Source organism: Cohnella thailandensis (assembly GCF_014212135.1).
GTDB lineage: Bacteria > Bacillota > Bacilli > Paenibacillales > Paenibacillaceae > Cohnella > Cohnella thailandensis.
This window is the reverse complement of record NZ_JACJVQ010000019.1, coordinates 45611-57741: the sequence shown is the minus strand read 5'-3', so window position 1 is coordinate 57741 and position 12131 is coordinate 45611. Positions and strand designations below refer to the sequence as shown.

Genomic DNA, 12131 nt, shown 5'->3' with positions numbered 1-12131 from the left:
TGCAGCTGCCGCCGAGTCCCGACCGGCTATGCGTTACTTCTGCTTGGCCGCGATATCCTGTCCGAGCTTGTTGATCTCGTCATAGGCGTCCTCGACCGACTTCTGCCCGAACATGACCGCCTCCATCGTCGTCTTGTAGAAGTCGACCCACTCCGTGAAGCCCGGTCCCGCCGAATAGAACGGCATCGCCTTCTCCGCAGCGACGTCGGCCAGCGCCTTGCTGATCTTATCCTTCGCCTCGAGGGTAGGCTCCAGCTCCTTGTAGATCGCTTCGTTGATCGGAATGCCGCGGGTCAGGCCGAGCGCCTTGCCGCCCTCGGAATCGGTAATGAACCATTTGACGAATTTCTTCGCTTCCTCTTTATGCTTCGACGTCGCGCTCACTCCGAGGAAGATGGTCGATTGCGCCCACCCGCCGCCGGACGGTCCGTTCGGCACGTTGACGACGGCGACCTTGCCCGGCATCAGCTGCTCGAGCGCCGCGACTGAACCGACGGTCGCGCCCCGCGTCATCACCTTGCCGGAAGCCATCGGATCCGCCTGCGGATCGTTCTCCAGGAAGGCGAGCGACGTATCGGGCGGAGGCAGCACCTTCTCTTGGCGAAGCGCGTTCAGCTCGTCGTGGAATTTCACGAACAGGTCCTTGTCGAGATTGAACGTCTTGCCGCCGTCGGACATGATCGCGCCCTTGCCTTGCGAAGCCTGATACCATTGGAACCAGTCCCACGCGTTCGCCGGGTCGCCGATCGGATACTTGTCTTCCGGCAGCTTCTTCTTCGCGTCCCGCGCCCATTGGAAATACTCCTCCCACGTCCAGCCCTGCTTCGGCAGCTCGATGCCGGCCGCTTCCAGGTCCGGCTTGTTGTAGGCGAGCCCCTGCGCGTTATGGCTAAGCGGAATTCCGTATAGCTTGCCGTCGATCTTGACGTTCTCTAGAATGTTGTCCGGCACGATGCCGGTCAGGTCGATGTCGGACAGGTCTTCCATGACTCCGCGGGAGACATAGTCCTGAATGTAAGCCGCGTCCATCTGCAGAACGTCGGGCACCGATTTCGACGCCACGAGAGTCGGCAGCTTCTGCCAGAAGGCGTCCCACGCCATGAACTCCGGCTTGAACTTCACGTTCGGATTCTGCTTCGTATAGATGTCGAGAGCCGCCTTCGTCGCCTCGTGCCGCGCGTCCGGCCCCCACCACGTCACGCCGAGCTCGACCGCTTCGCCGGCCGCTGGAGACGAAGCGCCGTCGCCGCCCGGAGAAGCGCTTCCGCTCGGCGCGTTCTCCTTGTTGTCTCCCCCGCCGCAAGCCGTCAAAGCAAGCGACAACGCCATCAGCAGCGCGGCCGCCTCTTTCGTACCCCTTCTTAACTTCACGAAATCCAACCCCTCTCGAATCGATTTATTATTCTGGTTCAGCCCTTCATGCCGGTCGTGGCGATCCCCTCGACGAAGTGCTTCTGCGCGAAGAAGAAGATGACGGCCGACGGGATGACTGACAGCAGCGACATGGCCAGCAGCTGCCCCCATTTGATCTCGAACTGATCGATGAACATGCGCAGCGCGAGCCCGACGGTGAACTTCTCGACCGAGCTTAGATACAGCACTTGAGCGAAGAAGTCGTCCCAGCTCCAGATGAAGGTGAAGATCGCGACGGTGACGAGCGCGGGCTTGATGAGCGGCAGAATGATCCTTCCGAAGATGCCGTACACCGAAGCGCCGTCGATCTTCGCCGCGTCGTCCAGATCGCGCGGAAGGCCGCGGATGAATTGCACGAGCAGGAAGATGAAGAACGCCCCTCCGCCGAAGAAGTGAGGAAGGATCAGCGGCACGTAGCTGTCGACCCATCCGATATTGTTGTACAGGATGTATTGCGGCACGATCGTCACCTGCCCCGGCAGCATGAGCGTCAGAAGCATGATGGAGAACCAGAAGCCGCGCAGGGGAAAATGGAGCCGGGCGAAGCCGAAGGCGACGAGAGCGGCCGTCAGCACCCCTCCCGCGACGTTGGCGACTTCCATCAGCAGCGTGTTGGCGAAGAAGTGGCCGAACGTGAACTCGCTCGAGAACCTCCAGCCTTCCGAATAATTCTCCCATCTCGGCGAACTCGGCCACAGCGTCGGCAAGCTCATCTCGGCCGTTTCCTTCAGGGAGGCGCCGAGCCACCAGATGACCGGGTAGAGCATGAGCAGCGAGAACGCGATCATGAACAGATGTTGGAGAAGCCTCGAAGGACGAATCGTCATTTCGATTTCCCTCCATCCGTTTCGTAAAATACCCAGTACCGCGAAGCCAGGAAGTTCAGCACCGTCAGAACGGCGACGATGACGAGCAGAATCCACGCCAAGGCGGACGCGTATCCCATCTGGTAATGCTTGAACGCTTTCTCGTAGAGGAAGACGGCATAGACGTAGGTCGATTGCATCGGCCCCCCGCGCGGCGTGATGACGAACGAAGCGGTGAACATCTGGAAGGAACCGATGATGCCCAGGATGAGGTTGAAGAACATGACGGGCGAGAGCATGGGCAGCGTGATGTGGAAGAACTTTCGGACCGGATTGGCGCCGTCGACGGAAGCGGATTCGTAGAGCTCTTGGGGGATTTGCTTAAGTCCGGCCAGGAAAATGACCATCGTCGAGCCGAACTGCCACGTGTTGAGCAGAATGAGCGTGCCCAGCGCGGTATCGGGATTCGAGATCCAGCCCGTTCCCTCGATGCCGAACCAGGCCAGCACGTGATTGACATAGCCGTCCTTGCCGAACATGTTGCGCCACAGCGCGGCGACGGCGATGCTTCCGCCGATCAGCGACGGGAAGTAAATCGCGGTGCGGTACGCGTTCATCCCGCGCAGGTTGCGGCTCAGCAGCATGGCGACAAGAAGCGAGAACAGAAGCTTGAGCGGCACGGAGAACAGGACGAACGCGAACGTGACGCTAAGCGACTTCCGGAACGTCGGATCGCTGCCGAACATTCTCGCATAGTTGTCGAGCCCGACCCATACCGGCTCGCTGAGCAGCGAATAGTCGGTAAAGGACAAATAGAACGATTGGCCGATCGGCCACAGCGTGAGCAGCAGGAAGCCGACGAGCCAGGGCGAGATGAAGACGTAGCCCGACCAATCGATCCGCTTCTTCGCTCTTCTCCGCGCCGATCGCGCGGTCAACGGAGCCGTTGCTCCCGCATTAGTCCGGGTAACCCCATGCGGCAGTTCCCCCTTTCTTCTATCGATTTTGGAGCCTGGCAATAAAATAACATTAAGCGCTTACATCTTTAAGGAGACGAATTTACGATTTTGTTTGTTTTTTTTGCGAAAAAATCAAACAAAATCATAAATTTCAGGCATCGCGCCGCCGCCGAACCGCTCGGTATCATGAACTTGCAAACGCATGCAGCCTGTTTTCCGGGAGAGGAGGAGGATGGATTCGTGAGGCTGCGAGGAAAGGTAGTCTTTATCACCGACGCCGACAGCGTTAGCGGCCGGGCTCTGGCGCCCAGGTTGGCCGCGGAAGGAGCTTCCCTTCTATTGAACAGCGCCTCCGGAGGACAAGAGATCGAAGACGAGCTGGAGCGGATTCGACAATCGGGGGCCGAGGCGCTCGTCGTCTCCGCCGACCTGCGGCGAAGCTCCGAGACGGAGCGAATGCTGGAATCGGCCGCCCAAAGGCTCGGAGCCGTCGACGTTCTGGTTCACAACAACGACCTCGTCGTTCCGATCTCCGTGGAGAACGGAGAGGAATCCGTCTTCTCGGAAGTGATGGACGCGAACGCGAAGACGGCTTTCGTCAGCGCGAAGGCGGTCGGCGCGCGGATGAAGGCCAAGCAGGCCGGCCAAATCATCTTCGTCAGTTCCATTCACGCGGAGAAGCCGACCGGATGCTCGTTCGCTTACAGCGCCGCCAAGGGCGCGGTCAAGATGTTAGCGCGCGAAGCGTCCGTCGTGCTAGGGCGCCATGGCATTCGCGTGAACGCGATCGAGTTCGGTCCGGCCGAGGGCGACGACGAGCTCTTCCGCAGCGACATCTCGATGCTGTACGACTCCTACCGGTACAAGGTGCCGGACGGCGTCCTCGGCACGCACGAGGATCTCGCCGGGCTCGTCCTCTTCCTCGCTTCCGACGAGTCCCGCTACCTCAACGGAGCGGACATTCGAATGGATGGAGGATTTCTGATGCACTACATGGATTTCAAAACGAAGAAGCCCTTCGAGGCCGGAGGCTCGCCATGAGTTTAGCCGGGAGAATTGCCCTCGTTACCGGGGCCGGCACCGGAATCGGCCAGGGCGTCGCCCTCATGCTGGCCGAACGCGGCGCGAAGGTCGCCCTGGGCTACCATTCCAGCGACGAAGGAGCGAAGGAGACGCGGCGACGGATCGAAGAGCGCGGCGGCGAAGCGATGACCGTTCGAGCCGACGTAGCCCGCAAGGCGGAGATCGATGCGATGGCGGAGGAAGTCGCGCGGCGCTTCGGCGGCGTCGACATTCTGGTGAACAACGCCGCCCTTCAGCTCAACTTCGACTTCGACCACGACGACGACGCCTACGACAGGCAGATGAACGTGAATCTGAAGGGCTATTGGCAGTGCATGCAGGCGGTTATCCCTTATATGAAGGCTAAGGGCTTCGGCCGAATCGTGAACATCTCCTCCGTTCACGGCAAGAGGCCTACCGACTTCGATACGGTCTACGCGATGACGAAGGGCGGCATCAAGATGCTCACCCGGGAGAGCGCGATCGAGCTCGCCAAGTACGGCATTACCGTGAACGCGATCGAACCGGGGGCGATCCGCGTGGGACGGCAGGGCACGAAGGAGACGAAGCCGTTCGTGCCCCCGGAACTCGCCGAACGCGCGCAAGCGGAGAAGCGGGATATCCGGTGGAAATTCCCGATGGGCCGCGTCGGCCTGCCTTCCGACGTCGCGAGCCTCGTCTGCTATATCGCTTCCGAAGAGACGGAATTCATGACCGGGGCCGCCATCCGGCTCGACGGAGGAAGCATGCTTCTGTAACCACATATCGCCGATAAAGGAGTTCATGAACCATGTCCATACCGGAAACTTACGAGAGTACGCTGGCGCACGTGAAGACGCATTCGAGCCCTTCCGAATTGAGAATTACCGACATCCGCTTCGCCGACATCGCCGGGGCGCCGATGCATTGCAGCCTGATCAAGGTATTCACGAACCAGGGCCTCGTCGGCTTCGGCGAGGTGCGCGACGGCGCGGACAAACAATACGCCCTCATGCTCAAGAGCCGCCTGCTCGGAGAGAATCCGTGCCAGATCGACAAGCTGTTCCGGCGCATCAAGCAGTTCGGCGGCCATGCCCGCCAGGGAGGAGGCGTCAGCGGCCTCGAGATCGCGCTCTGGGACCTCGCCGGCAAGGCGTACGGCATTCCGATCTATCAGATGCTGGGAGGCAAGTTCCGCGACCGGATCCGCATGTATTGCGACACCGACGTGAACGGCAAGGATACCGGAACGCACATGGGCCTGGCCTTGAAGGAGCGGATGGACAAAGGCTTTACCTTCCTGAAGATGGACCTCGGCATCAACCAGATCATCCATGAGCCCGGAACGTTAAGCGCTCCCCTCGGCTTCCTCGAGGAGATGAGATCGCTCTCGAAGGCTTGGCACGATGGCCAACGCGACGGAAGCTTAAGCGAAGCGGAGCTTCGCCGGTCGCGCAACCGCCTCTACGACATCTACAACATCGCTCACCCGTTCACCGGCATACACGTCACGGAGAAGGGGCTCGACATGCTGGAGCAGTACGTCGCCGAGGTGCGCGCCGTCATCGGCTACGAGGTGCCGCTGGCGATCGACCACTTCGGCCATATCGGAATCGAGGATTGCATCAAGCTCGGGAAGCGGATCGACAAGTTCAACCTCGCCTGGATGGAAGACATGATCCCTTGGCAATACACGGAGCAGTACGTGCGGCTGTCCCGCTCGGTGACGACGCCGGTCTGCACGGGCGAAGACATTTACCTGAAGGAAAATTTCCGTCCCCTTCTCGCCTCCGGCGGCGTATCCGTCATTCACCCCGACGTGCTTACCGCTGGCGGGATTCTGGAGACGAAGAAGATCGGCGACATGGCCCAGGATTACGGCGTGTCGATGGCGATCCACATGGCGGAGAGCCCGATCGCCTGCCTGGCAGCCGTTCACGCCGCCGCGGCGACGGAGAACTTCCTCGCGCTCGAGTACCATTCCGTCGACGTAGACTGGTGGGACGACCTCATCGTCTCCAAGTTGCCCAAGCCGCTCGTGGACAAGGGCTTCATCGCCGTGCCGGACGCTCCGGGACTAGGCATCGAGGAGCTGAACGACGAGACGATCGCCGAGCACCTGCACCCCCGCATCCCCGGGCTGTGGGAAGCGACCGACAGCTGGAACGACCATTGGGGGCACGACCGGCTGTGGAGCTAAGGATGATTGTGGAGCTAAGGCCGGCTCCGAAGGAACACGCACTCTTATATTAGGGAGGAGAGATAAGCCATGAAATTCGATAACCCGGAAGACATCGTGCAGTTGACGCCGCTGTGGGAAGGCGAGCGGTTCGAGAACGGACGCCCCAAGGTGCCCGAGGACATCCTGCGCCGGATGCGCAAGATTACGCTGGAGGAAGCATGGGGTCCGCTCTGGAACCGAGGGTACAAGAATCAGTTCGAGGGCGACCTGCGCATCGTTCATCCGGACAAGATCATGGTCGGGCGGGCCGTCACGGCCGTCATGGTCCCCTTGCGACCGGACCTGCACGAGACGCTGCTGAAGTACGGCCACGAGCGGGAAGGCCGCAGAGGATTCTTTAACCAATGGGTGATCGACTCGCTCGGAGAGGACGACGTCGTCGTCGTCGACATGTACGATAAAATCTACCAAGGCACCTACGTCGGCGGCAATCTCTCCACCGCGATCGCCACCCGGACCAAGCGGGGCGGAGCCGTCATCTGGGGCGGAATCCGCGACATTCAGCAGATCGTCCACATCGACGGGATCAACGTCTATTACCGCGGCAGCGACCCGACGGCGATCGGAGACTGCACGATGGTCGGGATGAACGTTCCGGCCCGCATCGGCCGGACGGTCTGCTTGCCGGGCGACGTCGTGCTGGGCACTCCCTCCGGCGTCATCTTCATTCCGCCCCATCTGGCCGAACCGACCGTCGTGCAGGCGGAGAAGTCCCAGGTACGCGACGTCTTCGGCTTCATACGCCTGAAGGAGGGCGTCTACACGACCGCGCAGATCGACGCCGCGTGGAACGTTCCGCTGTGGGAGGATTTCCTCGGCTGGTTCGGCAGCGCAGAGGAAGCGGCCGAATACCGCCATCTGGAGTGGGATCGCGAGCTGGAGGAAGCCAGGAACTCCGCCCACGACGGCCCGGGCGGCAGCGTACGATTATAAAAAAATGACCCCGTATAGGCATGACGAAACCACAAGGCGAAGCCGACAAGCGGCTTCGCCTTGTTATGCGTCCCTATCACCGGACGGCCATGTCCCGGTACTCGCTCGGGGAGAGGCCCACCTTCTTCTTGAAGATCTGACTGAAGTAGCGGGAATCCTTGTAGCCTACCCTTTCCGCCACCTCGTAATTTTTCAGATGAGTGCCCCTCAGCATATCCTTTGCCTTCTCGATCCGGATGTCCGTCAGCTGTTCGATGAACGTCTTGCCCGTGCTGTTCTTGAACAGGGCGCTCAAATAAGTCGGCGTCATATGGACCTTGCGGGCGGTGTTGTCGAGAGTGGCGAACTCGAAGTCCTGCTGCAAGTAATCGAGCGTCTTCTTGATGATCGTATGCCGGCTCTCCGGGCGGGCGGGCATCATCCATTCCCGCAGCCGGATCAATTGCGCCGAGACGTGCTCCTTGATCTCGCGAAGCGTCTCCATCTGGACGATAGAGAGAATGTCATAGCCGGAATAGCTTCGGTAAGCGCTGTCATCATAGGCTTCGGCAAAAGCCCGCTTCTCGAGTCCGATCAGCAGACGAATCGTCGATTCGTCGATGTTCCGCCGGTCGAGCGGCCCGTCTTCGAGCAGGTAATCGTAAAATCGTTCAACGGCCTCTTCAATGCTAATCCCGTCGTCCTCGCCCTTGATTCTCTCGAACAGCTCCTTCTCCTTCGCGACCGGATATTCGCCCAGCCTCCGGTAGCTTCCCATCTCGTTATAATAGACGATCTGCCCGACGCCTTTGTAGAAGCGGGCCTCCAGCGCGAGCAGCGCTTGCCGGTAGGACACATGCGCGTCCGCCAGCTTCCCGCAGGGCAAGCCCACCCCGGCGTTGATCGGATGCTCGAACCGTTCGCGGAGTCTGGCATGAATGCCTTCGACGGCCTCCTTAGACTCCCAGGAGAACAACAATCCGACGCGTCCCTCTTCGTCCAGGAAGACGTCGTACCCTTCCGCTCCGTCTCTCCGAAGGAAGTCCTCGATCCGTTCGGCGTACCCTCTTCTTTCCCGTTTCCCTCTTCCGAACCCGGAAGGCTCGAAGACGGCCAGGGTCGGGAACGCGAAGGAGGAATGCACGTTCAAGCGGCTAAGCCTCTCCTTAGGAATCGGCTTCTTCCCTTCCCCTTTGGTTACCAGATCCATTAACAAGCGGTTCCGGACCAAAGTGACGATCGCGTCGTCTTCGTACAACCATTCGCTAATCAGCATGCTCCATTACCCCTATTGTAAAATTAAGGATCGAGGCTGCATCGCAAGATGTCGAAGCTGAAGGATGTCGGTTATCTTCATTTTATCGATTATCGATAATTTTTATTATACTAAGGCGCCGTTCGTTTGACCACAGCATGTTCCGTATTATCCCGTATAATTTTTGTAGAAATCGAGTCCTCTTACGATCTTCTCGGCCGCCATGTCGGCATCTCCGGTCTTGATCACGTCCAACAGCTCCGCATGGGAATTCGGAATGCTGTAGCCGGCATGATCCTGGTTCGTCACCGTGATAAATCTCATGATCTTCGTCTTGATGCTGTTCCAGATATCCAGAAACAGGGCATTGCCGGACCGGAGATAGAAATACCCGTGGAACTGCATATCCAGCTCGACGAGCCGGTACGAGTCGTTCTCGTCCACGGCCAGCTTCATGTTCGCCAGAATCCGTTCCAGCCGGCCGATGTCTTCCGCGTTCAGCGCCTTCATCGCTTCCCGCAGCGCATGGCCTTCGATCAGCTGCCTCAGCTCGTAGATGTCCCGGATCTCCTTGAGCGTGATTTCGGATACGGCCGAACCCTTGTTCATCCGTCCCACGATCAGGCCCTCCTGCTTCAGCCGCTCCAGAGCTTCCCGCACGGGCGCTTGACTGACGTCGAACGTCTTGGCGATGTCCAGAACGATCAGACGGTAGCCCGGCGGCAGGTCTCCCTTCAGAATCTTCCTCTTCAGCGTCATGTAGACATGTTCGCTTAAGGATGTAGGGCTCGTTGGAATGTCCGCGATATCCATTCGGGGTCCGTATCTCTCCCTTCCTCAGTCACGTCAGCCGGTAAGGGCTTACATTTACGTTCATCTTAGTGGAAGGCGATCCGTTCGTCAAGACAAACCGGATACGGCAGCCGATCGTTGCGATCGGCCGCCACAGCGTGCCTCTAAAGCGACGATAGTATGGATGGGCGTTAAACGGCAAGCTTGGGTTTTGTCCATAATCGTTTGCTTCTGATCGCCCGATAGATCTCCAACGCCGCGACATTTAACGTAAACCACAGTCCGCCGAAGACGAGCCCTGCCGCGGCATCGCTTGGGTAGCTCTTTCCCGTATAAACCGAACCGATCCCGACAAGAACGCATAATGCCATTACGGAAAATAGCGCCGCTACCTGGAAACGGGATTCCTTGCGATGCCGCATCAATAGAAACGCGGAGAAGCCATAGACCGTAACGGTCATAAAGACCTGCTCGCTCGGAAAAGAGTATTGGCTTTCGATCGGGCCCAGATAGCGGAACATCCGACGAAGAGCTTCATCCAATCCCTCCCCGCCCGCCATCGCAATAGCGAAGAAAGCGAGCTCCAGCGAACGGTGCTTGACGCGGGATACCACCGCTATCAGGGCTACGGTCATCGGGACAAACAAATACGGGTAGGTTCCGATCCTGACAACCCGTTCCAGCGAGTACAGCCAATCCGGAGTAAACATTCTCGCGACGATATAACCCGCCACTTCGTCGAATCGGGTAAATTCGTGCGCCAAGAAATCCTGGATGAGTCCGATCGTAAACGCAAAGAAGACAAGGAACAGGACGCAAGCGGATAGAATCAGAAGCTGGATTTTCCCGGCCGTTCGGAGCTGCCGGACGCTCTTCCGCAAGAACGATTCGAGCCTAATCTTCAGCTTCGATTGATTCTTGCGAAGGTACGAGAACGTTAGATAGAGGATGGCCGCCAAGATTCCGATCGCAAGCATATAGGAGCTGATCGCGGCATGATACTGCTGCCACTTCGGTCCAAGCACCTTGCCCAGCGTCACGAAGAGGAATACCCAGAAGAAGGCGCCCGAATAGGCATAAACCGCATACTTGCGGAAAGGCATTCGCGTCGTTCCCGAGAAATAACCGGTGATATGGCGAACTCCCGGAATGAAATACGCGACAAGCAGCATTTTGCTGCCATAGCGGTCGAACCACTTGGAGATCCCCCGCATCTTATCCGGACCAAGGTGGAAACGACGACCGTATTTTTCGAAAAAGGGATAGCCTAGCCGGTAACCGATCCAGTAAGCAGCCGTCATGCCAAGCGATGTCCCGACGCCCGCAATCGCCACGCTCGCTATCCAATTCATATGACCGCCATACACGATGAGTCCGGCGTAGGTCATGATCAGTTCGCCGGGAAGGGGCAAGGCCATCATCTCCAGCATCATAGCGAAGAAAAGCACGACGTAGCCGTAAGATTCCAATAGGCGAGTCAGCATTTCGTTAATGGAGTCCATGGCGTCCCTCTCCTATTGCGTCTGATTTGAAGCCGCATTGGCTATCTTTGCGTTCATATGGGGGACTTGCCGGGAAATTCCGCCCATGGAATAGATTACCCCTTGCGGCAACCCGATATGAGCCGGAGCCGATCGGACTTGTCCCTTCATTCACTGACGTTTGCTATTCATTGACGCAAACCTTCACCTAAGGGCAAGGTTCGCGGCTCATCGAATCGGAACGGCCAAAACGACATGAAGCCGCTCGTTCATCTTTTGAAATTTAGTGACGTATCCGCTGCTTTCCAATAAATCGATAAGATTAGAAAACGGAATGTAATTCTCTCCCTCTTCACGAGCCGCGCTTCCTTCGCCGTCCGTCATCAAATCCGCGATACAGATCCGTCCGCGCGGCTTCAGTACCCTGCGCATTTCTGGAATGGCCATGCGCATCTGGTCGTGCGTAAGATGATGCAGGGCGAAGCTCGACACGACAAAATCGAATTTTCCGTCAAGGTAAGGCAGCGCCAAGAAATTGCCCAGCTTGGTCTCCATCTCCGGAAATTTGCGCTGGCACTCCTTCAGCATCTCGTTGGATTGATCGACTCCCGCCATGTCCGCGCCTTCCTTGATCAATCTGCCGGCCAAGTTCCCCGTCCCTGTTCCGATGTCCAAGCCCCGTTCCCCGGGAATGGGCGACACCCACTTCACGATGAGGCTCAGCGCCTCGTCGTAGTTTCCGTATTTGCGTTCGTCTTCTTGCACAAGGCGGTCGTGAATGCCGGCCAAGCGATCGAACCCCCACCTGTCCTCCCAAGCCCGCTGTTCCCTTAATCTCCTGGACCCCTCCGCCAGAGCGAAAATGTTATCGAGCGCAAGCCCTTGGTTTCTCTTAAGGCTGTCGATCATTTCGTCCGTCGTTTCGATAATTTGCTTCATTTCGACCCACTTGGAGAACATGACGGAGCGTTGAAGTTCCAGAAAATAACGCAATTGGCCGTTGCCGTGCGCGTCTGCGTCCGACAGCGCCGTTCGAATGTCGCTGATCGACATCCCTGACTCCCTAAGCGCGATGATCGTCTGCAAGCGCCAGATATCTTCGTCGTCGAACATACGGTACTGATTGTCGTCTTGCTTCGAAGGAGCGATGAGCCCTTTGTCTTCATAGAAACGAATGGCCCTCTGAGTTATTTTCAACCTGTCCGCGACTTCTTTTATTTTCATAAGAAA

Annotated in this window: 11 protein-coding genes; 4 read left to right on the top strand and 7 right to left on the bottom strand. The window is 58.3% G+C overall.

What is annotated here, in order from left to right:
• Positions 1-33: 33 nt before the first annotated feature.
• Genes H7B67_RS20975 through H7B67_RS20965 form a run of 3 tightly spaced genes read right to left on the bottom strand, consistent with a single transcriptional unit; the run spans position 34 to position 3157 of the window.
• Entirely contained in the window at positions 34-1371 is a 1338-nt protein-coding gene (locus H7B67_RS20975; RefSeq protein WP_342592447.1) for an ABC transporter substrate-binding protein, read from the bottom strand.
• A 38-nt stretch (positions 1372-1409) separates the two neighbouring features.
• Positions 1410-2240 (bottom strand): carbohydrate ABC transporter permease, encoded by an 831-nt coding sequence (locus H7B67_RS20970; protein ID WP_185121821.1) that lies wholly within the window; start codon positions 2238-2240, stop codon positions 1410-1412.
• Positions 2237-3157 carry a carbohydrate ABC transporter permease gene (locus H7B67_RS20965; protein WP_185121820.1) on the bottom strand — a complete coding sequence of 307 codons (921 nt, stop codon included), beginning with the start codon at positions 3155-3157 and terminating at the stop codon, positions 2237-2239. Before H7B67_RS20965 ends, H7B67_RS20970 begins: the two co-directional genes overlap by 4 nt.
• A 261-nt stretch (positions 3158-3418) precedes the next feature.
• On the opposite strand from H7B67_RS20965, the gene H7B67_RS20960 reads away from it, so the two are divergent.
• The 4 genes from H7B67_RS20960 to H7B67_RS20945 all read left to right on the top strand — a co-directional run bounded on the left by H7B67_RS20960 (position 3419) and on the right by H7B67_RS20945 (position 7394).
• Entirely contained in the window at positions 3419-4219 is an 801-nt protein-coding gene (locus tag H7B67_RS20960) for an SDR family oxidoreductase (protein ID WP_185121819.1), read from the top strand.
• A complete protein-coding gene (locus H7B67_RS20955) occupies positions 4216-4998 on the top strand; it encodes an SDR family NAD(P)-dependent oxidoreductase (RefSeq protein WP_185121818.1) in 783 nt (260 codons plus the stop codon). The genes H7B67_RS20960 and H7B67_RS20955 overlap by 4 nt, the downstream gene beginning before the upstream one ends.
• A 32-nt stretch (positions 4999-5030) precedes the next feature.
• Entirely contained in the window at positions 5031-6419 is a 1389-nt protein-coding gene (locus H7B67_RS20950; RefSeq protein WP_185121817.1) for a mandelate racemase/muconate lactonizing enzyme family protein, read from the top strand.
• Positions 6420-6488: 69 nt separating this feature from the next.
• A complete protein-coding gene (locus H7B67_RS20945; protein ID WP_185121816.1) occupies positions 6489-7394 on the top strand; it encodes an RraA family protein in 906 nt (301 codons plus the stop codon).
• A 76-nt stretch (positions 7395-7470) separates the two neighbouring features.
• Here the strand turns inward: H7B67_RS20945 and H7B67_RS20940 are convergent, their stop codons facing one another.
• The 4 genes from H7B67_RS20940 to H7B67_RS20925 form a co-directional block, all read right to left on the bottom strand.
• Complete coding sequence (locus tag H7B67_RS20940; protein WP_185121815.1) at positions 7471-8649, bottom strand: helix-turn-helix domain-containing protein; 1179 nt, start codon at positions 8647-8649, stop codon at positions 7471-7473.
• 147 nt (positions 8650-8796) lie between these two features.
• Positions 8797-9441: a GntR family transcriptional regulator gene (locus tag H7B67_RS20935; protein WP_185121814.1), complete on the bottom strand. Its 645-nt coding sequence runs from the start codon at positions 9439-9441 to the stop codon at positions 8797-8799.
• Positions 9442-9611: 170 nt separating this feature from the next.
• Entirely contained in the window at positions 9612-10922 is a 1311-nt protein-coding gene (locus H7B67_RS20930) for a VTT domain-containing protein (protein ID WP_185121813.1), read from the bottom strand.
• A gap of 207 nt (positions 10923-11129) precedes the next feature.
• Positions 11130-12125 carry a MerR family transcriptional regulator gene (locus H7B67_RS20925; RefSeq protein WP_185121812.1) on the bottom strand — a complete coding sequence of 332 codons (996 nt, stop codon included), beginning with the start codon at positions 12123-12125 and terminating at the stop codon, positions 11130-11132.
• Positions 12126-12131 lie beyond the last annotated feature (6 nt).